This is a genomic window from Pseudomonas sp. Bc-h, assembly GCF_002080045.1.
Classification (GTDB): domain Bacteria; phylum Pseudomonadota; class Gammaproteobacteria; order Pseudomonadales; family Pseudomonadaceae; genus Aquipseudomonas.
This window is the reverse complement of sequence record NZ_MUIN01000008.1, coordinates 200,819-221,424: the sequence shown is the minus strand read 5'-3', so window position 1 is coordinate 221,424 and position 20,606 is coordinate 200,819. Positions and strand designations below refer to the sequence as shown.

The 20,606-nt window shown below is 58.8% G+C and carries 16 protein-coding genes and 4 tRNA genes; 11 read left to right on the top strand and 9 right to left on the bottom strand.

Annotated elements, in window-relative coordinates:
- Positions 1-133: 133 nt before the first annotated feature.
- Positions 134-1,153, bottom strand: coding sequence for an outer membrane protein assembly factor BamD (locus tag BWR59_RS16245; RefSeq protein ID WP_081566653.1), 1,020 nt, complete (start codon positions 1,151-1,153; stop codon positions 134-136).
- A gap of 151 nt (positions 1,154-1,304) precedes the next feature.
- On the opposite strand from BWR59_RS16245, the gene rluD reads away from it, so the two are divergent.
- From rluD to BWR59_RS16210, 7 genes are all read left to right on the top strand, one after another.
- The gene (gene rluD / locus BWR59_RS16240; RefSeq protein WP_081566652.1) at positions 1,305-2,267 is read left to right on the top strand and encodes a 23S rRNA pseudouridine(1911/1915/1917) synthase RluD; all 963 of its coding nucleotides are present in this window, start codon (positions 1,305-1,307) and stop codon (positions 2,265-2,267) included.
- 8 nt (positions 2,268-2,275) lie between these two features.
- Complete coding sequence (gene pgeF, locus BWR59_RS16235; RefSeq protein ID WP_081566705.1) at positions 2,276-3,016, top strand: peptidoglycan editing factor PgeF; 741 nt, start codon at positions 2,276-2,278, stop codon at positions 3,014-3,016.
- Positions 3,017-3,200: 184 nt separating this feature from the next.
- Positions 3,201-5,765, top strand: a complete 2,565-nt coding sequence (clpB, locus tag BWR59_RS16230) for an ATP-dependent chaperone ClpB (protein WP_081566651.1) — start codon at positions 3,201-3,203, stop codon at positions 5,763-5,765.
- Between the two features lie 341 nt (positions 5,766-6,106).
- A tRNA-Asn gene (locus tag BWR59_RS16225) sits at positions 6,107-6,182 on the top strand.
- A gap of 20 nt (positions 6,183-6,202) precedes the next feature.
- Positions 6,203-6,279: transfer RNA gene (locus BWR59_RS16220), tRNA-Pro, on the top strand.
- A 5-nt stretch (positions 6,280-6,284) separates the two neighbouring features.
- A tRNA-Lys gene (locus tag BWR59_RS16215) sits at positions 6,285-6,360 on the top strand.
- Between the two features lie 95 nt (positions 6,361-6,455).
- Positions 6,456-6,532, top strand: a tRNA-Pro gene (locus BWR59_RS16210).
- Positions 6,533-6,638: 106 nt separating this feature from the next.
- On the opposite strand, the gene pstS is transcribed toward BWR59_RS16210, so the two are convergent.
- The 4 genes from pstS to BWR59_RS16190 form a co-directional block, all read right to left on the bottom strand.
- Positions 6,639-7,655: a phosphate ABC transporter substrate-binding protein PstS gene (pstS, locus tag BWR59_RS16205; protein ID WP_081566704.1), complete on the bottom strand. Its 1,017-nt coding sequence runs from the start codon at positions 7,653-7,655 to the stop codon at positions 6,639-6,641.
- Positions 7,656-7,778: 123 nt separating this feature from the next.
- Positions 7,779-8,579: an HpcH/HpaI aldolase/citrate lyase family protein gene (locus BWR59_RS16200; RefSeq protein WP_081566650.1), complete on the bottom strand. Its 801-nt coding sequence runs from the start codon at positions 8,577-8,579 to the stop codon at positions 7,779-7,781.
- Between the two features lie 12 nt (positions 8,580-8,591).
- Entirely contained in the window at positions 8,592-9,776 is a 1,185-nt protein-coding gene (rhmD, locus tag BWR59_RS16195) for an L-rhamnonate dehydratase (RefSeq protein ID WP_081566649.1), read from the bottom strand.
- Between the two features lie 31 nt (positions 9,777-9,807).
- On the bottom strand, positions 9,808-11,106 hold the full coding sequence (locus tag BWR59_RS16190) for an MFS transporter (protein WP_143490845.1): 1,299 nt from the start codon (positions 11,104-11,106) through the stop codon (positions 9,808-9,810).
- Between the two features lie 126 nt (positions 11,107-11,232).
- On the opposite strand from BWR59_RS16190, the gene BWR59_RS16185 reads away from it, so the two are divergent.
- Positions 11,233-12,189 carry a LysR family transcriptional regulator gene (locus BWR59_RS16185; protein ID WP_081566648.1) on the top strand — a complete coding sequence of 319 codons (957 nt, stop codon included), beginning with the start codon at positions 11,233-11,235 and terminating at the stop codon, positions 12,187-12,189.
- A gap of 80 nt (positions 12,190-12,269) precedes the next feature.
- Positions 12,270-13,670, top strand: coding sequence for a sensor domain-containing diguanylate cyclase (locus tag BWR59_RS16180; protein ID WP_081566647.1), 1,401 nt, complete (start codon positions 12,270-12,272; stop codon positions 13,668-13,670).
- 134 nt (positions 13,671-13,804) lie between these two features.
- Here the strand turns inward: BWR59_RS16180 and BWR59_RS16175 are convergent, their stop codons facing one another.
- The 4 genes from BWR59_RS16175 to BWR59_RS16160 all read right to left on the bottom strand — a co-directional run bounded on the left by BWR59_RS16175 (position 13,805) and on the right by BWR59_RS16160 (position 18,036).
- On the bottom strand, positions 13,805-15,103 hold the full coding sequence (locus tag BWR59_RS16175; RefSeq protein ID WP_081566646.1) for an NAD(P)/FAD-dependent oxidoreductase: 1,299 nt from the start codon (positions 15,101-15,103) through the stop codon (positions 13,805-13,807).
- Between the two features lie 63 nt (positions 15,104-15,166).
- Positions 15,167-15,340 (bottom strand): DUF3094 family protein, encoded by a 174-nt coding sequence (locus tag BWR59_RS16170; RefSeq protein ID WP_081566645.1) that lies wholly within the window; start codon positions 15,338-15,340, stop codon positions 15,167-15,169.
- A 146-nt stretch (positions 15,341-15,486) separates the two neighbouring features.
- Positions 15,487-16,116 (bottom strand): DUF1780 domain-containing protein, encoded by a 630-nt coding sequence (locus BWR59_RS16165; protein WP_081566644.1) that lies wholly within the window; start codon positions 16,114-16,116, stop codon positions 15,487-15,489.
- A gap of 1,017 nt (positions 16,117-17,133) precedes the next feature.
- On the bottom strand, positions 17,134-18,036 hold the full coding sequence (locus BWR59_RS16160; protein ID WP_081566702.1) for an AraC family transcriptional regulator: 903 nt from the start codon (positions 18,034-18,036) through the stop codon (positions 17,134-17,136).
- 322 nt (positions 18,037-18,358) lie between these two features.
- On the opposite strand from BWR59_RS16160, the gene BWR59_RS16155 reads away from it, so the two are divergent.
- Both BWR59_RS16155 and BWR59_RS16150 read left to right on the top strand, forming a co-directional pair.
- On the top strand, positions 18,359-19,699 hold the full coding sequence (locus tag BWR59_RS16155) for an MFS transporter (protein WP_081566643.1): 1,341 nt from the start codon (positions 18,359-18,361) through the stop codon (positions 19,697-19,699).
- A gap of 173 nt (positions 19,700-19,872) precedes the next feature.
- Complete coding sequence (locus tag BWR59_RS16150) at positions 19,873-20,574, top strand: fumarylacetoacetate hydrolase family protein (RefSeq protein WP_081566642.1); 702 nt, start codon at positions 19,873-19,875, stop codon at positions 20,572-20,574.
- Positions 20,575-20,606 lie beyond the last annotated feature (32 nt).

Below are 20,606 nucleotides of genomic sequence, written 5' to 3'. Positions count from 1 at the left end.
AAGATGACGCAGTGTAGCCAAGGCATTGTCGGGCGGACAGTGATCTGCGCCTGCCAAGGCTGTCGGAAAACGCTCTGAAACGAAAAAGAGGTCCCTGAGGACCTCTTTGTCTGACACTTGCCCGTGACTGCGATCAGTCGAACAGGCCGAACGTCATGTAGCTGAAGATCGAGCGGCTTTTAGGCGTGCCGTCGTCATCTTCGTTTTTCTGCGGCTCATCAGTCTGGTTTTCAGGCAGCAGATCCGCTGGAATGGCTTCCTTGGCGTCTTCGTACTGCTTGATCACGTCCTGGTTGGCGCGGGTTTCTCCCGGCGGCAGCGGCGGACGGCTTTCGATCAGGCCCAGCGTTGCTTTCGACAGCCACGAACGGTTGTCCGGGTCCGGCGTGCGTGCTTCGAACTTGCCGTCAGCCAGTTGCGGGTGATCCGGATAGTTGGCTTTCAACACTTGCAGGCTGGTGTCGGCCAGATCGTCCAGATGCAGACGCTGATAACCCTCGACCATGACCGCCAGGCCGTCGCCGACCGATGGGGTTTCCTGGAAGTTTTCCACGACGTAACGACCACGGTTGACCGCTGCGACATACGCCTGACGGGTCAAGTAGTAGTCGGCGACGTGGATTTCGTACGCGGCCAGCAAGTTACGCAGGTAAATCATGCGTTGCTTGGCGTCCGGCGCGTAGCGGCTGTTGGGGTAGCGGCTGGTCAGCTGGGCGAATTCGTTGTAAGAGTCACGGGCAGCACCCGGGTCACGCTTGGTCTGGTCCAGCGGCAGGAAGCGCGCAATGATGCCCACGTCCTGGTCGAACGAGGTCAGGCCCTTGAGGTAATAGGCGTAGTCGACGTTCGGATGCTGTGGGTGCAGACGAATGAAACGCTCGGCAGCGGATTTTGCGGCCTCTGGCTCACCGTTCTTGTAGTTGGCGTAGATCAGCTCCAGCTGCGCCTGGTCGGCATAGCGACCGAACGGGTAGCGCGATTCCAGAGCCTTCAGTTTCTCGGTCGCGCTGTTGTAGCTGTTGTTGTCCAGATCGGCCTGCGCCTGCTGGTACAGCTCGACTTCGCTGAGGTTTTCGTCGATGACTTCTTTCTTCGAAGAACAGGCAGCGGTAAGTCCGAGGATGGCTATCAGCAGCAGGTGTTTCACTTGCATGGCGGCTTGCGTCCCTATAACGGCCTGCTGTCTTGCGCAGGACCGTCCTGTTATGATGGGCGCCCCGTGGAACCCCCGGGACAAAAGACGCCGTATTTAACCACAAGCGCACAGCCGAAACCAAAGGCCAGTGCCACCTCCTAGTTTGAGCATGTCTGAGATCATAGAACTCCGCGCAGAGGTGCCGTCCGAAATGGGCGGTCAACGCCTCGACCAAGTCGCCGCCCAACTCTTCGCCGAGCACTCGCGCTCGCGCCTTTCCGCCTGGATCAAAGACGGCCGCCTGACTGTGGACGGAGGCGTTTTGCGCCCGCGTGACATCGTGCATGGCGGCGCGGTACTGGTCCTCAAAGCCGAGCAGGAAGCTCAGGGCGAGTGGGTTGCGCAGGATATCGAACTGGACATCGTCTACGAAGACGACCAGATTCTGGTGATCAACAAACCGGCCGGTCTGGTCGTGCATCCGGCGGCAGGTCATGCCGACGGCACGCTGCTCAATGCCTTGCTGCATCACGTGCCGGACATCATCAATGTCCCGCGCGCAGGCATCGTGCACCGGCTGGACAAGGACACCACCGGCTTGATGGTGGTGGCCAAGACCATTCAGGCGCAGACCCAGCTGGTCACCCAACTGCAGAATCGCAGCGTCAGCCGCATTTATGAGTGCATCGTGATCGGTGTCGTGACGGCCGGAGGCAAGATCAACGCGCCTATCGGTCGCCACGGTCAGCAGCGCCAGCGCATGGCGGTAATGGAAGGCGGCAAACCTGCGGTCAGTCACTATCGTGTGCTGGAGCGTTTCCGTTCTCACACTCACGTGCGGGTCAAGCTGGAAACCGGTCGTACGCACCAGATTCGCGTGCACATGGCCCACATCAATTTCCCGTTGGTCGGTGATCCGGCCTACGGCGGTCGCTTCCGTATTCCCCCAGCGGCCAGCGTTACCATGGTCGAATCGCTGAAACATTTCCCGCGTCAGGCGCTGCATGCACGCTTCCTGGAGCTGGACCATCCGACGACCGGTCAGCGCATGAGCTGGGAATCTCCGTTGCCTGATGATTTCGTCTGGCTGCTGTCGCTGCTCAAGCAGGACCGTGAGGCGTTCATCGGATGAGTGAGTTCGTGGCGGACTGGCTGATTCCCGACTGGCCTGCGCCGGTCGGTATCAAGGCGTGCGTCACCACTCGCGCGGGCGGCGTCAGCGTTGCGCCGTTCGACAGCTTCAATCTGGGCGATCATGTCGACGACGATCCTCAGGCCGTTGCTCATAACCGGTCTTTACTGACCTCGCAGCTGAACACCCGGCCCGCCTGGCTCAAACAGGTCCACGGCATCAATGTCGTCGAAGCGTCGCCTGAGGCGGTGATGGAGGCGGTGATGGAGGCGGACGCCAGCTGGACCAGAACCCCCGGCGTGGCCTGCACCATCATGACGGCCGATTGCCTGCCAGCGCTGTTCTGCAATCGGTCGGGCACACAAGTCGCGGGAGCCCATGCTGGCTGGCGTGGGCTGGCGGCAGGTGTGCTGGAGGCGGCGGTCGACAGTTTTGCCGACGCACCGCCCGAGATTCTCGTCTGGCTTGGCCCGGCGATCGGTCCTCAGGCGTTCGAAGTCGGTCCTGAGGTGCGAGAAGCCTTCATGGCGATCCATCCTGAAACGGTCGAAGCGTTCGCGCCGAGCGTCAATACTGGCAAGTTCATGGCCGATATCTACCAGTTGGCGCGCTTGCGTCTGGCGGCCCATGGCGTGACGGCGGTGTACGGCGGCGGCTTGTCGACCTACAACGATGAGCGCTTCTTTTCCTACCGTCGCGGCGCGCGCACCGGGCGGTTTGCGTCGTTGGTGTGGATCGACGGCGTCTGATACGCCTTGGCGCTTTGCCAAGGCCATATTCCCTTCATAATCCTCCTCCACAAGCTAATGTTGATCTGTGTCAAGCACTCGGCGCTTGAATCCTGTGCAATCGGCCACATCTAAGGGCTATCTGGCAGGTTTTCTTCGTTAAGGTGTGTTCATTGCTCCGGCCTGCCCATTAGGAAGGTGACCAATGCGTATTGACCGTTTAACCAGCAAATTACAGCTCGCTTTATCTGATTCTCAGTCTCTGGCGGTGGGTATGGACCATCCCGCCATCGAGCCCGCGCACCTCATGCAGGCGCTGCTCGAACAGCAGGGTGGTTCGATCAAACCCCTGCTGCTGCAAGTCGGCTTCGACATCAACAGCCTGCGCAAGGCGTTGAGCAAGGAGCTTGACCAACTGCCGAAGATTCAAAACCCGACCGGCGACGTCAACATGTCGCAGGATCTTGCGCGCCTGCTCAATCAGGCCGACCGTCTGGCTCAGCAAAAGGGCGACCAGTTCATTTCCAGCGAGCTGGTGTTGCTCGCGGCAATGGATGAAAACAGCAAGCTCGGCAAGTTGCTGCTGGGGCAGGGCGTAAGCAAGAAGGCGCTGGAAAATGCCATCAGCAACCTGCGCGGCGGCGAGGCGGTCAACGACCCCAATGCCGAAGAGTCCCGTCAGGCGCTGGATAAATACACGGTCGACCTGACCAAGCGTGCCGAGGAAGGCAAGCTCGACCCGGTGATCGGCCGTGACGACGAGATTCGTCGGACCATCCAGGTCTTGCAGCGTCGGACCAAGAACAACCCGGTCCTGATCGGTGAGCCTGGTGTGGGTAAAACCGCCATCGCCGAAGGTCTGGCTCAGCGCATCATTAACGGCGAAGTACCCGATGGCCTGCGCGGCAAGCGGCTGCTTTCCCTCGACATGGGGGCGTTGATCGCCGGTGCCAAATTCCGTGGTGAGTTCGAAGAGCGCCTGAAAGCGTTGCTAAACGAGCTGTCGAAGCAGGAAGGGCAGATCATCCTGTTCATCGACGAATTGCACACGATGGTCGGTGCGGGCAAGGCCGAAGGTTCGATGGACGCCGGCAACATGCTCAAGCCGGCCCTGGCCCGTGGCGAGCTGCACTGCGTCGGTGCCACGACGCTCAATGAGTACCGCCAATATATAGAGAAGGATGCAGCCCTGGAGCGGCGTTTCCAGAAAGTGCTGGTGGACGAGCCGAGCGAAGAAGACACCATCGCGATTCTGCGTGGCCTGAAAGAACGCTACGAAGTTCACCATAAAGTGGCGATCACCGACGGCGCGATCATCGCAGCGGCCAAGCTCAGCCATCGTTACATCACGGACAGGCAACTGCCGGACAAAGCGATCGACCTGATCGACGAAGCGGCCAGCCGCATTCGTATGGAGATCGATTCCAAGCCCGAAGTGCTCGATCGTCTTGAGCGTCGCTTGATCCAGCTGAAAGTCGAGTCCCAGGCGTTGAAGAAAGAAGACGACGAGGCAGCCATCAAGCGTCTCGAAAAGCTTCAGGAAGAAATCGAACGTCTGGAGCGCGAATACGCTGATCTGGAAGAGATCTGGACCTCCGAAAAAGCCGAGGTGACGGGCTCCGCGCAAATTCAGCAGAAGATCGAACAGTCGCGTCAGGAGCTGGAAGCGGCTCGTCGCCGTGGCGACCTCAACCGCATGGCTGAATTGCAGTACGGGGTCATTCCCGACCTGGAGCGCAGCCTGCAGATGGTCGATCAGCACGGCAAGCCTGAGAACCAGCTGTTGCGCAGCAAGGTGACCGAGGAGGAGATCGCGGAAGTCGTCTCCAAGTGGACTGGCATTCCGGTGTCGAAGATGCTTGAAGGTGAACGCGACAAGCTGCTGAAGATGGAAAGCCTGTTGCATCAGCGCGTCATCGGTCAGAACGAGGCTGTGGTGGCGGTGGCCAACGCGGTACGTCGTTCGCGAGCCGGGTTGTCCGATCCGAATCGCCCAAGTGGCTCGTTCATGTTCCTTGGCCCGACCGGTGTGGGTAAGACCGAGTTGTGCAAGGCGCTGGCGGAATTCCTGTTCGACACCGAAGAGGCCATGGTCCGCATCGACATGTCCGAGTTCATGGAGAAACATTCCGTGGCCCGACTGATCGGCGCGCCTCCGGGATACGTTGGTTACGAAGAGGGCGGGTACCTGACCGAGGCTGTGCGTCGCAAGCCTTATTCGGTGATTCTGCTGGACGAGGTGGAGAAAGCGCATCCGGATGTATTCAACATCCTCTTGCAAGTGCTCGAAGACGGTCGCCTGACTGACAGCCACGGTCGTACCGTCGATTTCCGTAACACAGTCATTGTCATGACCTCGAACCTGGGGTCTGCCCGGATTCAGGAACTGGTTGGTGACCGTGAAGCGCAGCGTGCGGCGGTGATGGATGCCGTGAGTACGCACTTCCGGCCGGAATTCATCAACCGGGTGGATGAAGTGGTGATCTTCGAGCCGCTGGGCCGTGAGCAGATCGCAGGCATCACCGAGATTCAGCTGGGCCGTCTGCGTCAGCGTCTGGCCGAGCGGGATCTCAAACTGGAGCTGACCCCTGAGGCCATGGATAAGCTGATTGCCGTGGGTTACGACCCGGTCTATGGTGCCCGTCCGCTCAAGCGTGCCATCCAGCGCTGGATCGAGAACCCGCTGGCGCAGTTGATTCTGTCCGGTGGCTTCATGCCAGGCACCAGCATCAAGGGCACGGTGGTGGACGACGAGATCGCCTTCGTTTGATTCTCTGCTCTCTATATAGATAGTTGTGAAAAGGGCGCTCCGAGGGGGCGCCTTTTTTATGTTGTGTGGATTTGGGGCCAGAAAGGCGGATTTTCGGGGTCTGGAGGCCTTATCGAAAAAAAGTCGCAAATCATTGTCTTAAAAGCAATTTAGAGGGTTGACACCTGTTTCTGGGAATGTAGAATAGCGCGCCTCAGAGACGTGAACGCAGCGATGCAGACAGGTCAAAGAGACTGAAAATGCAGTAGATTCAGGGTGGTAAGTGCAAGATTCGTCTCGCAAAGATGTACTGAATTTGTTGTGTTGAAGTGCGTCAAACGCTGCATCTGAAATTGAATAATTCCGTGATAGCTCAGTCGGTAGAGCAAATGACTGTTAATCATTGGGTCCCAGGTTCGAGTCCTGGTCACGGAGCCAATTTCCAGAAGTAGTACCGTCGGGGTATAGCGCAGTCCGGTAGCGCGCCTGCTTTGGGAGCAGGATGTCAGGAGTTCGAATCCCCTTACCCCGACCATTTTTGGGTCGTTAGCTCAGTTGGTAGAGCAGTTGGCTTTTAACCAATTGGTCGTAGGTTCGAATCCCACACGACCCACCATTTTTGACCTGGCTGTATCGGGTTGGATCTTAGGGAGTGACGCCAGTCGCGTCACCCGCTTGAAATACGCTCTTCGGGGCGTATTTTTGTAACACCGGGGTATAGCGCAGTCCGGTAGCGCGCCTGCTTTGGGAGCAGGATGTCAGGAGTTCGAATCCCCTTACCCCGACCATTTTCGCCCCAGCAGTATCCGGGTAGAAAATAAGGTTCAAACGCCACTCGCGTTGAACCAACAAAAAAGGCGTCCTTCGGGACGCCTTTTTTCGTTTCTCGAACCTTTACGGCGCTTTCGGCGCATCACCCCAGTAGGCTTCGATCTGATTTTTCAGATCCACAGGGATCGGTGCGAAATCCAGTGCGCGGGCGTGTTCCTGACCGCTTTCCAGTGTCCAGCGGAAGAAATCCTGCACCGCTTTCTGCCGGTCGGCGTTCTTGGGTTGTTTGTAGAGCACGATGAAGGTGGCAGCAGTGATCGGGTAAGCGTTGTCACCCGGCGCGTTGAGCATCGACAGGTCGAAGTCCTTGGCGTTTTTCCAGTCAGCAGTGGCGGCAGCGGCCTGGAAGGATTCGGTGTTGGGTGCCACGAAATTCCCCGCAGCGTTCTGCAACAGGCCGAAGTTCATGTTCTGTTGCTTGATGTAGGCGTATTCGACGTAGCCAATCGAGTTCGGCATCTTCTTCACGTACGACGCCACACCTTCGCTGCCTTTACTGCCAATCCCCACGGGCCATTTCACCGAAGTGCCGGCGCCCACTTTGGTTTTCCAGTCGTTGCTGACCTTCGACAGATAGCTCGCCCAGTTGAAGGTGGTGCCTGAGTCATCTGAGCGATAGACGACGTTGATTTTGTCGGCTGGCAGTTTCAGGTCAGGGTTGAGCGCGGCAAGCGCCGGGTCATTCCACTTGCTGATCTTGCCCATGTAGATATCGGCCAGAACCGGGCCGCTGAATTTCATGCTGCCGGTTTTGATCGAAGCGATGTTGATCACCGGGACCACGCCGCCTATTACTGAGGGGAATTGCTGCAAGCCCAGGCTTTGCAGGTCGGCCGAACTCATCGGCATGTCAGTTGCGCCGAAGTCCACTGCGCCTTCCTTGATCTGCGCAATGCCCGCGCCAGAGCCGATGCTCTGGTAGTTCACCTTTATACCGGTCTTCTGGTCGTAGTCGGTGGCCCACTTGTAGAGGACCGGATAGATGAACGTGGAGCCAGCGCCGGTGACCTCTTGCGCTGCGCTGGCGCCGTTCAGCAGGGACAGGTTGAGTGCAATGCCAACGCCTGCGGCCAGCATCATTCGGGAAAGCTGAAACATGGATGACTTCCTGTAATCGAGCGACATCGGGGTGTGATGTCTTTATGGGATCACAGTAATCAGCACGTTTTTATGACAGCAAGTGTCTGTAATTGCGCCTGTCGATCAATACGTCCGCGAGGGCCCGGTCGTTTCCGGGCCTTCCCGATAGCGCGCGAGATTTTCCTTCGCTGCCTGACGCAGCAGGCTGATATCGATGCCCACCGCAACGAACTGACAACCCCAGCTCATGTACCGCCGTGCGTCGTCTTCGGCCGGAGCGAGGATGCCGCAGACCTTGCCCGCCGCCAGGGTTGCATCGACGGCGTGGCGGATATGCTTCTGCACTTCGGGGTGCGACGGATTGCCGATATGTCCGAGTCCTGTAGATAAGTCGGCAGGCCCGATGAACACCGCGTCCACGCCATCGACCGCGGCAATGGCCTCGACATTTTCCACGCCCGCGCGAGACTCCACCTGCACAATCAGGCACAGCTCTTCATGCGCGGTATTCAGGTAATCCGGTACGGCATCCCAGCGGGTGGCGCGGGTCAGGCCGCCACCGACACCGCGAATGCCATGGGGCGGATAGCGCATGGCTTGCACCAACGCGCGTGCCTGTTCTGCAGATTCGACCATCGGCACCATCAGCGTCTGCACCCCGACATCCAGCAGCTGCTTGATCAGCACGGCGTCGCCAGTCACTGCGCGAACCACAGGCGCTGTGCTGTAGGGCATGACAGCCTGCAGCTGCGACAGAATGCTCGGGACGGTATTGGGCGCGTGCTCGCCGTCGATTAGCATCCAGTCATAGCCCAGACCTGCGACGATTTCCGAGGCGTAACCGGTGGCAAAACCGGCCCAGATGCCGTATTGCGGCTCGCGTTTGGCCAGCGCAGCCTTGAAAGCGTTGTGCGGCATTTTCATGCTCGACTCCTGTCAGTGGGTATAGGGACGATGCAGTTGGCACTCGGGATTGAGCGTCACGCCAAAGCCCGGTTGGTCGAGTCTAGACAATCGCATGCGGCCATTTTCGGGAACCGGTTCACCCAGTAGTTGCGGATGAAACATCGGCACCACTTCGTCCGCCTTCGGCGCCATCATCAGAAATTCGGCGAAGGGGCTGTTGGTGCGCGTCGCGACGAAGTGATAGCTGTACACCGAAGACCCGTGGGGTACGACCATCGCGTTGTGTGCATCGGCCAGCGCCGAAATCTTGATCAGCTCGGTAATGCCGCCGCACCAGCCCACATCTGGCTGAATGATGTCGCAGCACCCCATCTCCAGCAACATGCGGAAGCCCCAGCGGGTGGCTTCATGTTCTCCAGTGGTGACCAGCATGCCCTTGGGTACGTTTTTACGCAGTTCGGCGTAACCCCAATAGTCGTCGGGGGAAAGCGCTTCCTCGATCCATTTCAGCCCGAATTCCTGAGCACCGTTGGCCAGCCTGGTGGCGTAATTGAGGTCCAGGCTCATCCAGCAGTCGAGCATCAACCAGAAATCCTTGCCCACGCGCTCGCGCATCACCGCCAGCGCTTCGAGGTTTTTACGCAGGCCTTCTTCGCCTTCAGCAGGGCCGTGGTGCAACGGCAGTTTCCCTCCTATGAAGCCCATTTTCTGCGCCAGGTCCGGGCGTGCACCCGTGGCATAAAACTGTAATTCATCACGCACGGCGCCGCCCAGCAGCTGATGAACCGGCTCCTGTCGAACCTTGCCCAGCAAATCCCACAGCGCCAGGTCGATGCCGGAAATGGTGTTGATCACCAGCCCCTTGCGGCCGTAGTACTGCGAAGACAGGTACATCTGATCCCAGATTTTTTCAATGTCGGTGACCTTGGCGCCTTCGAGAAACCGCGCCAGGTGTTTCTCGACGATATACGCCGCCGGCTCGCCGCCGGTGGTCACGGCAAAGCCGACGTTGCCCGCCGAGTCCTCGATTTCTACCACCAGCGTGCCGAGTACGTTGATGCCGAAGCTACGGCGGCTCTGGCGGTATTCCGGATATTTACTCATGGGGGTGGCGATGTGATCGTCGATCCAATGGCCATCGCCCTGATCGTGATAATCGGCACCACCGCCCCGCAGAACGAAAGCGCGGACGTGTTTGATGGTTGGCGTGCTCATGGAGGACTCCTGTGATTCCAGTGAATGGCGATCAGTGTTGAAAGGTCGGTAGCTTGTGCGCCGCGCTCGACTTGGGCGGCCGGATGCCCATGATCAAGGCCGCTGCGATCAGTGTGGTCACCGACAACAGGTAGAGGCCGGCGGTGGGGGTCTGAAACGCGCCTTCGGCCCAGTTCTTGATGATTGGCGCAATGAAACCGCCCAGCGCACCGAAGGAGTTGATCAGCGCTATCGCGCCTGCCGCCGCGCTCCCTGCCAGAAAACTACCGGGGAAAGTCCAGAATACGGGCTGTACAGCAATGAATCCGGACGCGGCGAAACACAGTGCAAGGATGGCAAGGAGGGGATTGGCAAAGGTCACCGAAGCCGCAATGCCAAGCCCTGAAACCACCAGGGTCAGTGCCGCGACCAGCCGACGCTGGCCGGTGCGATCGGCGATCGCCGGAACACGCCAGGCGGCAATCAGAGCGCAGACCCACGGAATCGCGCTGACCAACCCGACCATGAAACCGACCTTGCTGCCCATCAACCCGGCAACCTGGGAGGGCAGGTAAAACACCACCCCATAGACACTGGCTTGAATCAGCAGATAAATCGCACACAGGTACAGCACCGCCGGTTGGCACATGGCCTTGAGCGCGCTGCCATGGCCCTGTTTCTGGCTGTCCTCGGCGTCGAGTACGCTTTGGAGTTGGTGGCGTTCATCCAGGCTCAGCCACTTGGCGTCGGCCGGGCGGTTGTCCAGGTAGAAGTAAGCCCAGACGCCCACCGCTGTGGCCATCAAGCCTTCAACCGCGAACAGCCACTGCCAGCCGTGGCTGCCGAGCACCCCGTCCAGTTCGAGTAACAGGCCAGACAGCGGGCTGCCGAAGATGAAAGCCAGTGGCGCGCCGAAGTAGAAGAAGCCCATTGCCCGGCCACGCGCGGCCTGGGGGAACCAGTAGGTGAGGTAGAGAATGACCCCGGGGAAGAACCCGGCTTCGGCCACACCGAGCAAAAAGCGCAGCACATAAAAGGTGGTTTCGTTGTGAGCGAACACCATGGCCGCAGAAACCAGACCCCAGGTCACCATGATTCGGCACATCCAGAGCTTGGCTCCGATCTTGTGCAGGATCAGGTTGCTCGGCACTTCAAGTAGCGCGTACCCGGCGAAGAAAACGCCTGCGCCGAACGCGAATGCCGTGTCGCTGATGCCGGTATCGGCCTGAAAGGCCTGCTTGGCAAAACCGACATTGGCGCGGTCAAGGAACGCCATGATGTACATCAACAGGAGGAAGGGCAGCAGACGCCATGAAACCTTGGCCAGCAAGGACGCGGGGAGTGTGTTCACGACAGTTTCCTTTTTGGAATTATTTGACTGCGTACGGCACAGACTCTACTGCCGCGAAACGATGCGCGACCAATCGTTTTTAGCTTAGGATCGATACCCTCACGGTATCGATAAAGAGATTCGTCCATGGCCGACAACAGTTCGCCTCATCACCTGTTCAGCCGTCTGCGCTACAAACACCTGCAAATGCTGGTGGTGCTCGGATCCAGCATGAACCTGCATCGCGCCTCGATGAACATGCACATGTCGCAGCCGGCCGCGACGCGGATGCTGCATGAGATCGAAGATATGTTCGGCTGCGAGTTGTTCGAGCGCTTGCCTCGGGGCATGCGCCCGACGGCATTGGGCAAGGAGCTGTTGCGCTTTGCCGAGTCGGCATTGAGCGGGCTGGATCGCTGCGCCGCCGACATGCAGGCCAGGTTACAGGGCGGTTATGGGTATCTGGCGATTGGCACGATCATGGGCGCGGCACCGGATCTGGTAATGAACGCGGTGGCCGAGATCAAGGCGCTCAACCCGCAACTGCGCATCAGGATCATGGGCGACACCAGCGATCAGGTCATCCAGCTGTTGGAACAGGGGCGTATCGACCTGGCCATTGCCCGACGCAACGCCGCCACAGACCGCGAGCATTATGAGTTCGAGCCTCTAGGCAACGAACAGTTGATGGTGGTGGTGCATCAGGGGCATCCGCTGGCCAGGCGTCGCAAACTGGATTGGGCCGAACTGGTCAGTGACTGGCCCTGGATTCTGCAACCGGAGAGCAGCCCGGCGCGCATTGCCTTCGATCAGGCCCTTGAGCGTCTGGCACTGCCGGCACCCGCCGACATCATCGAGTGCAGTTCGGTGTATTCGATGCAGCAACTGGTGCAACTGACCGACGCGATCATGGTGCTGTCCGAATCTGCCCTGCGGGACTATTTGAAGATGGGCCTGGTCAAGGCGTTGCCGGTCAGTATCGAGGAGCGCATGGCGCCGTTCGGTTTACTGACCCGCAAGGGCGAGGCGGCCAGTCGCGAGAGGATGCAGTTCATTGAGCTGCTTCGTCGTAGAGCTTCAGGGCAGGCGTTCGCGTCAGATTGATCGCCCATCCGGACCTTGCGGGTGCGCATTGCCGACACCCGGTATAGACTCCAGACAGTCTTTTCAGGATCGGCCGGAATATGAAAGCGCCAACTCCTCCATATGAAAAAGAGCGCCTCGAGGCGCTGCACGGGCTTGAAATCCTCGACACGCCAGCGGAAGTCTCCCTCGACCGGATCACTCGTCTGGTGGCGCGCGTGCTCGATGTGCCGATTGCGCTGGTTTCGCTGGTCGACGAAGACCGCCAGTGGTTCAAGTCCCGCACGGGTCTTGAAGCAAGCGAAACGCCGCGGGAAATGGCCTTCTGCGCCCACGCCATTCTGCAAACCACGCCGCTGGTGGTACCGGATGCCGCCGAGGACGAACGCTTTCGCGATAACCAGTTGGTCACCGGCGCTCCCCATATCCGTTTTTACGCAGGCGTGCCGATTCGCACCAGCAAGGGGTTTGCCGTTGGCACCCTGTGCGCCATTGACGAGCGCCCGCGCGAACTGACTCAGGAAGAAATCGACACGCTGCGCGATCTCGCTGACATCGTCAGCCGCGAGATGCAGTTGCGGGAAAACCTGATGCTGGCGCGGATGCAGAAGAATCGCTCCGATGCATTGTTCAAGGCCAGTGAGGCTGGCTATCGCTCGATGTTCGAACTGGCGTCGGTGGGCATTGCGCTGGTAGCACCCGATGGCGGCTGGATCAGCGTCAATGCGGCCCTTTGCGACATTCTCGATTACACGCCTGCCGAACTCAAAGATCTGACCTTTCAGGACATCACCCATCCCGATGACCTGAACACTGACATGGAGTTGCTGCGTCAGCTGATCGACAACGAAACTGATCGATACCAGCTGGAAAAGCGCTATCTGCGCAAAGATGGCAGTTCAGTCTGGGTCAGCCTCAGTGTCACCAAGAAGCTGTCCGAAGACGGGCATCTGGAATATTTCATCTCGATCATTCAGGACATTCAGTCGCGCAAAGAGCTTGAACAGGAAGCTCGGCACGATGCGTTGACCGGTCTCTACAACCGTCGTGCGCTGGACGCCCTGCTGCCCATCGCTCAGGCCCGCGCCGATCGCTCGACGGTGCAGCTGGCATTGATGTTCATCGATCTGGATGGCTTCAAGGGCATCAACGACACCTATGGGCACGACGCGGGAGATGACCTGCTGCGAACGATTTCCGCGCGCCTGCAAAGCTGCATCAGACGCACTGACAGTCTGGTTCGGCTGGCAGGGGATGAATTTATCGTGATTCTGGAAGGCATCGCACCGGGTGTGGACGAGGCGCGAGAGGTGGCGAAGAAGCTACTGGCTGCGGTTGCCGAGCCGATCATCATCAAGGGCGATGTGATCCGAACCAACGCCAGTGTCGGCTTTTCCATGTACGAGCCCGGTTCCGGCAAACCGCCGGATGAGCTGATGCGCGAAGCGGACCGCTGGATGTACAAGGCCAAGCATTCGGGGAAAGGGCGGGTGATGCCGTAGGGCTTCTGTCGTGATGAGATGGATGTCCCGTAGCAGTCCGGCTGGCCGGCGGTCGCGGTCTTGAAATCGCTACCGCCGGCAAGCCGGACTGCTACGGGATTCGTGGTGTGTCAGCGGTCACTGATCACTGGGTCTTAGTGCAGCTTCATCCTCGGCTCGGTCCCGCGGCCGATGCGGCTGCCGAGCATCAGCATCAGCGTACGGAATGTGCCGTACAGCGCCATCTGGTGCATGCGGTACAGCGAGATGTAAAACATCCGCGCCAGCCAGCCCTCGAGCATCACACTGCCAGTCAGGTTGCCCATCAGGTTGCCCACGGCCGAGAACTTCGACAGCGAAATCAGCGAGCCGTAGTCCTTGTAGGTGTACTCAGGCAGATCGCCGCCTTCGATGCGCAGCTTCAAGGATTTCACTAACAGCGACGCCTGTTGGTGCGCAGCCTGCGCCCGTGGCGGAACGTTGCGGTCGGTGCCTTTCTGCGGACAGGCCGCGCAGTCGCCGAAGGCAAAGATATTGTCGTCGCGGGTCGTTTGCAGCGTGGGGCGAACCTGCAGCTGGTTGATGCGATTGGTTTCAAGCCCCGCGATACCTTCCAGAAACGCCGGAGCGCGGATGCCTGCCGCCCAGACTTTCAAGGTTGCCGGAATCACTTGACCGGTCGCAGTCACCAGCCCTTCAGTTGTTACCTCGCTCACTGCGGAGTTGGTCAGCACTGTGACGCCGAGCTTCTCCAGCGTCTTGTGTACTGGACCGCCGATGCGTTCCGGCAGGGCAGGCAACACCCGAGGACCTGCCTCGATTACCGTGATTCGCAGGTTCTCGGGCTTGATCTGGCCTAGACCGTAAGCAGCCAGTTCGTGGGCGGCGTTGTGCAGTTCAGCAGCCAGTTCGACGCCTGTTGCACCTGCGCCCACGATGGCCACGTTGATTTCTTCGGTGGCTGCCAACTCACTGGCGTGGGCACGCAGATAGCGATTGAGCAATTGCTGATGGAAACGCTCGGCCTGCTTGCGGGTGTCAAGAAACAGGCAGTGTTCGGCCGCGCCCTTGGTGCCGAAATCGTTCGTTGTACTGCCGACGGAAATCACCAGAGAGTCGTAGTCAAGACTGCGTGCCGGCACCAGCTCATTGCCGTTTTCGTCCAGCGTGGCAGCGAGATGGATCTGCTTGTTCTCGCGATCAAGACCGGTCATGCGACCCAGCTGAAACTGGAAGTGATTCCACTTGGCCTGAGCCACGTAGTTCAGCTCGTCCTCGTAGGAATTGAGCGAACCGGCGGCCACTTCGTGCAACAACGGTTTCCAGATGTGGGTCAGATTGGCGTCTACCAGCGTGACGCTGGCGGTGCCTTTTTTGCCAAGGGTTTTACCCAGGCGGGTGGCCAGCTCCAGACCACCAGCGCCTCCGCCGACGATCACGATACGATGAGTCATGGGGATATCTCATAAGGCTTAAGGAATTCTCTAGAGGTTCTATCCGAGCGAGCGCCAGGCAGCTCATAGCGTCAGATAGCTCAGTAAACGGCTCAGCAGGCCCAGCCCGATCACCACCGTCAGGACCACCACCAGGAGCAGCCAAGGCTTGAATGGCCGGCGCTCGACTTGGTGCTGCGGTGCCCGAAGGTACTCTTCGACACGCTTTTGGTCCTCGGGGTTCAGGCGGCTGGTCATATAAGCCTCGTCATGAACGTTGACCGGCGTCAGGCGACAGCGGTCTTCGATGCGTTAACTTCGTTGACGACAGACTCCGGCTGTTCGATACAGCGGATTTCAACGAGCGATGGCGCTTTTGTAACATTCGCCCATGATTTGCGCCATCACAGGCTGATCCCCACATCGAACACCACGCTGCGCCCCAGATTGGTCCGCAGAAAATCCGGCGCGTCCGGGTGCGCAAACAGCACGCGGGCGAAGGTCGGCCCGACCAGAGACAGCGAACGCCAGCCCTGACGCAGGTATTCAGTGGGCGGTGGAAAGTGGCTGTTCAGGTCCAGGACTTCGCGCTTGAGACTGGCGAAAGCGATGATGTCCAGTTCGCTCAGGTCCAGCCCGCGCTCCTTGTAGTTGTGGGCCTTCTTGCGCAGTGTGGGCGCCAGGCGCCGCAGCAGCTCGGAGGCGGGAATGCGTTTGGGTTTGGCCTCGCGCCGCACCAGTTGGCTCAGGGAAAAAGCGCTGCGCCGTCGCTGCAATTCCTCTCGCCATTCATCGTTGAGCCGACGACCTTCATCGAGGACGAAGAACACCTCAAAACACGCATCGCGAAACAGTACGTCCGGCGGTTCCTGCCCGGCGGGCAGAAAGTCGTCGGTGCGATGAGGGATGTTCAGGCCTTGCAGCAAACGCTGGCACACCCAGCGCTCACGCTCCCATTTGCGCGCATTGGACAGAAACGCATTGGCTTGCTCGGCCTGGATCGTCAGCAGACGTAGATAGTCGGAGTCATCCATGAAGGGAAGCTTAGCGCTCTGATCCGCATCTAAAAAATAAAATGTGCGAGCTTGGCATGTCGCTCCGAAAAAAACTTTCGGATCCGGGGGATGTACCGCGCGAATCATCTTCCCATGACACCATGCATGATCAGAGATTGTGTTTTCGCTTGTAATGCTGCCGCTCGTTTTCTATGATTCGGCCCGTGGAATGCGCATGCCGGTGTACCCTAACGGGAGAGTATCCATGCCGCCAAGGTAACTTGGCCCTGCCGAAAGCCGTGCTCAGCATGGTGGCGGGATAGACCTTCTGGTCAAGCGGCCCGGCCTGAAATTCAAAACCCTGCTCTGTTAATCAGAGCAGGGTTTTTTATGCCTATGGTTTTACCCGCTCCAGCAGGTCCGGCCTTCTGCGCAAGTAGTCTGTCAGGAGGACACGAAATCGCGCTGGCTTGCGCCCTCTGGCGTTGGATGGCCAGCTAGTGCGCTCATGGTTGCTTTCGACAGACAGGATGATCCCGACCCCGCGTCGATGCGGACGAAATTTGAAGAACAGATACCAACCCGCGTGAGGCGTGGTCCGTCTGTTTGCGGTTGAACTCTCGACTTTGAAGTACAGACCGTCCTGAGAGGCCGAGTAGCACTGCGCGTTTTGTCGAATCAGATTGTCGACGATACCGGGCAACCCACATGAGTAGGCCCATCTGTCAGGGCAAAAAACTCTCCTCTCTCCTGTGCTCGGTGTGAAGAGGAGCTCAGGATCGTCGGATTCGACGATAAACGACCTCGTATAACAATGGTCGCGGTACATCACCTGGATCGGTAGGTCGTACGCCTTTTTGTTCACCGTCACTCCAAAAATATGGTTTGAAGGTGAAAGGTGTCTGAGTGAATACGTTGCCCCAGTGGGCGTTACAAACTCTGTCATCCGAGCGCGAGGCTTCCGTTCTTCTATTGTCGGGGGCGTCCTTATCGCGACAGAGGGCGGTGATGACTACTAATCGACTGTTACCGAATGTGATTCGCAGGAATGCATGACTACAAATCCCTCTGCTTCCTGAACTGCCCAGGCGGCATGCCGTGGGCGTGGCGGAAGCGGCGGGAGAAGTAGGCTTCGTCGGCGAAACCGCAGAGCCTCGCGACTTCCCCCACAGGCTTGCTGCCATTGAGCAGCAGCGTGCGCGCCAGGTGCATGCGGCGTTCAAGGACCAGCTCGCTGAAAGTCTTGCCCACTTCCTTGCGCAGCCAGTGGGTCAGGTAATTGGGCGAAAGAAATGCCGCTGATGCCGCCTTCTTCAAGCTCAGGTCCGGGTCGCTGAGGTTCTTGCGCACGTACTCCGACATCCGCGCCAGCGCGTCGCGACGACTGCGTTCAGCGGCATTGTCGTCGGCCAGCAGTTTGATCGGCTCGGCGTAGAGCTCGCAGACCGTACCAATCAGCTGCAGTAGACAGCCCTTGAGAATCTCCCGCGTACCGAACTGGCGGTTTTGGTCCAGCCCACGCATTCGGTCGAGCAGGCGCTGGACTTCCGCGAAGTTTTCGGCGCTCAGCGTGAAGTCCAGATGCTCCTGAAAACGGAAGGGCGAAAGCTCTGGAGCGAGGGCAATGGCGACGTCTTCCAGATCCAGCGGGTCGCATTGCAATTGCGGCAGCAGAAACGTCTGGGAAAAGTTGATCAGCAGGAAATTGCCTTCGGGTGGATGCGGGATCAGGTGCAGTTTGTGCGGCAGAATGAAAGCCAGGGTGTTGCGCGGAAATGGGCGAACGACGCCGCCAATGTGCTGCACCGTATCACCACCCAGGTTGATCTGGATCTGGAAATATTCATGACGATGGGGCGCGGTTTCCGGTTTGCCTTCGGTCTTGCCACGGATATAAAAGTCCGGCCGCTCGCTGCGTTGCTGCATGCCGAATGTGGGGACGCGATTGGCAGAGTCCATCATGGGTTCCTCATTGTTCTGCTTTTCATTGTCAGTTGTCCTATGACTTCATTCAAAGCCTTTCTGCTGAGAGGTGCGAGTTTTTTTGTCCAAAAAATCCGCAAGGGACTGAAATTTTTCCAGCGCTCTAGAACAGGCTTTTCAACGGTGCAGTAGGTCTTGAATGACCCTGCTGCGCGCTTGAGATTTCTTGGACAAATAATTAGGCGGACGGCCTGAAATCCCAAAAAGTTCTAAGCAGCGTCTTGTTTAAAACTAGTCGTACGATAACTTAAGGGTGCGCTTCATCACTCGATTCCAATAAAAACAACGAGGAATTCTCATGTCGAGCAATCCTGATATTCAGGCGATCAACGCCAGTGTGGCCGCTCCCGCAGCAGCACCGGCCCGCCTGTCGTCCCATCGTCGCTGGTTCATGCTCTCGCTGTTGTTGATCGCCACGATCATCAACTACGTGGACCGGGTCAACATCTCCATCGCCGCTCCCTTCATGGCCAAGGATCTTGGCCTGGACAAAGTCCAGATGGGCCTGATCTTCTCGGCATTCGCCTGGACCTACGCTTTCGCCCTGGTGCCCGCCGGTTTCATCGCCGACCGCTTCGGATCGCGGCTGACGTATGGCGCCTCGCTGATCTCCTGGTCGGCTGTCACCGTATGCCAGGGCATGGCAGGTGGCTTCGCCTCGCTGTTCGGGTTGCGTCTGGCTATCGGTGCCATGGAAGCGCCTGCGTTTCCGGCCAACAGCCGCGCTGTCACGGTCTGGTTCCCGGCCCGTGAGCGAGGCATGGCAAGTAGTATCTACGTGTGCGGCCAGTATCTGGGCACCGCGTTGTTCACTGGCTTGTTGCTCTGGCTGGCGACCACCTACGACTGGCGCCACGTGTTCTACAGCACCGGCATCGTCGGCATCCTGTTTGGTATCGCCTGGCTCTACCTGTACCGCGATCCGCTGAACTGCAAGAAGGTCAGCAAACAGGAACTCGACTACATCGAAGCGGGCGGCGGTCTGGTCAAGAGCAGCAAGGACAAGAACAAATTCAAGTGGGCGCAGATTGCCGAGTTGTTGAAGTATCGTCAGGTCTGGGCGATCTGTCTGGGCAAGTTTGCCAGTACGTCGGCACTGTATTTCTTCCTGACCTGGTTCCCGACCTACCTGATTGAAGAGCGTCACCTGACCATGGTCAAGGTCGGCATCTTCGCTGTTCTTCCGTTCATTGGCGCAACCGTCGGTGTGTTGCTGGCAGGGTTCATTGCCGACTGGATGATTCGTCGCGGTGTGTCGCTGTCCTTCGCTCGCAAGCTGCCGTTGGTGGTGGGCTCGGCGCTGGGTATGTCGATCATGCTGGTCAACTTCACCGACTCCAACGAACTCTGCATCGCACTGCTGACCATCGCCTTCTTCGCACAAGGTATCGCGTCCGCTTCCTGGGCTGCGGTGTCCGAGATCGCACCGAAAGAGTTGATCGGTCTTACGGGCGGCATCACCAGCCTGGCGGCGAATATCGGAGGCATCGTGACGCCGATCGTCATCGGCCAGATTCTTCATCTGACGGGGAATTTCGCCTGGGCGTTCTGGTTCATCGGCGGCATGGCCTGCATGGGTACGCTGTCTTACTCGCTGCTGTTGGGCCGCATCTACCGCATTGAACTCAAGTCGAAGTAAGCCTCAAGAATGTGTGTGTGACTTTCTGCCGTACTAGGCAAGGGCGTACGTGAGTACGCCTTTTTTATGTCTGAAATATTGAGTTTTTTAGTCCAGCGCGAACACGGTTTTGTCCAACTTTCGGGCGATTCGATCCCGTAGTCTCTGGATGAAACGGCCCCGGGCCATGAGGAATCTACATGAGCAACTTTGTATTCGAACCCACGCGCATCGCCAGTCTGCCGGTCAGCGGCAGCGATGCACGTTTCCCCGTCGCCCGAGTTTTCTGCCTGGGCCGTAACTACCACTGGGGCGACTCGCTCAACGCAGTTCGCGAAGTCCCTGCGTTCTTCATGAAGCCTTCGACCTCGGTCATCGATGCCACGGGCGAGCTGGATTTCCCGACCCAGACCGATCAGTTCTGCCACGAAATCGAACTGGTCGTGGCTATCGGAAAAGACGGTTTCGAGATCAACGAAGAACAGGCGCTGGAGCACGTCTGGGGCTATGCCGCAGGCCTGGACCTGACCCGCCGCGACCTGCAAATGGCGGCCAAGGCCATCGGCAATCCGTGGGAGCCGGCCAAAGCGTTCGATGGCTCGGCGCCGATCACGCCAATTGTTCCCGCAAGCCGCGACGGCCATCCGAGGCAGGGCGCGATCTGGCTGAGTGTCAACGGTGTGGAACGTCAGCGTTCGGATCTGGAGAGTCAGATCTGGTCGGTCAGCGAAATCGTCAGCCAGCTTTCACATTCGGTCAGCCTGCGCGCAGGCGATCTGATCATGACCGGCACACCGCCTGGCGTCGCAGCACTCGAAGCGGGTGACGTGATCAACGCAGGTATCAGTGGAATCGGTGAATTCGAAGTGCGAATCGGCAGCCGCCGCGCAAGCTGAACCGCAAAACACAGCATCCAGACGAGCAACAG

What these genes read in the sequence shown, in the direction of transcription:
- BWR59_RS16170 (WP_081566645.1), bottom strand. Translation starts at nt 15,340, where the DNA reads ATGACCAGCCGCCTGAACCCCGAGGACCAAAAGCGTGTCGAAGAGTAC.
- BWR59_RS16185 (WP_081566648.1), top strand. Translation starts at nt 11,233, where the DNA reads ATGGCCGACAACAGTTCGCCTCATCACCTGTTCAGCCGTCTGCGCTAC.
- BWR59_RS16165 (WP_081566644.1), bottom strand. Translation starts at nt 16,116, where the DNA reads ATGGATGACTCCGACTATCTACGTCTGCTGACGATCCAGGCCGAGCAA.
- BWR59_RS16160 (WP_081566702.1), bottom strand. Translation starts at nt 18,036, where the DNA reads ATGGACTCTGCCAATCGCGTCCCCACATTCGGCATGCAGCAACGCAGC.
- BWR59_RS16180 (WP_081566647.1), top strand. Translation starts at nt 12,270, where the DNA reads ATGAAAGCGCCAACTCCTCCATATGAAAAAGAGCGCCTCGAGGCGCTG.
- BWR59_RS16155 (WP_081566643.1), top strand. Translation starts at nt 18,359, where the DNA reads ATGTCGAGCAATCCTGATATTCAGGCGATCAACGCCAGTGTGGCCGCT.
- rhmD (WP_081566649.1), bottom strand. Translation starts at nt 9,776, where the DNA reads ATGAGCACGCCAACCATCAAACACGTCCGCGCTTTCGTTCTGCGGGGC.
- pstS (WP_081566704.1), bottom strand. Translation starts at nt 7,655, where the DNA reads ATGATGCTGGCCGCAGGCGTTGGCATTGCACTCAACCTGTCCCTGCTG.
- clpB (WP_081566651.1), top strand. Translation starts at nt 3,201, where the DNA reads ATGCGTATTGACCGTTTAACCAGCAAATTACAGCTCGCTTTATCTGAT.
- BWR59_RS16245 (WP_081566653.1), bottom strand. Translation starts at nt 1,153, where the DNA reads ATGCAAGTGAAACACCTGCTGCTGATAGCCATCCTCGGACTTACCGCT.
- rluD (WP_081566652.1), top strand. Translation starts at nt 1,305, where the DNA reads ATGTCTGAGATCATAGAACTCCGCGCAGAGGTGCCGTCCGAAATGGGC.
- BWR59_RS16200 (WP_081566650.1), bottom strand. Translation starts at nt 8,579, where the DNA reads ATGAAAATGCCGCACAACGCTTTCAAGGCTGCGCTGGCCAAACGCGAG.
- BWR59_RS16175 (WP_081566646.1), bottom strand. Translation starts at nt 15,103, where the DNA reads ATGACTCATCGTATCGTGATCGTCGGCGGAGGCGCTGGTGGTCTGGAG.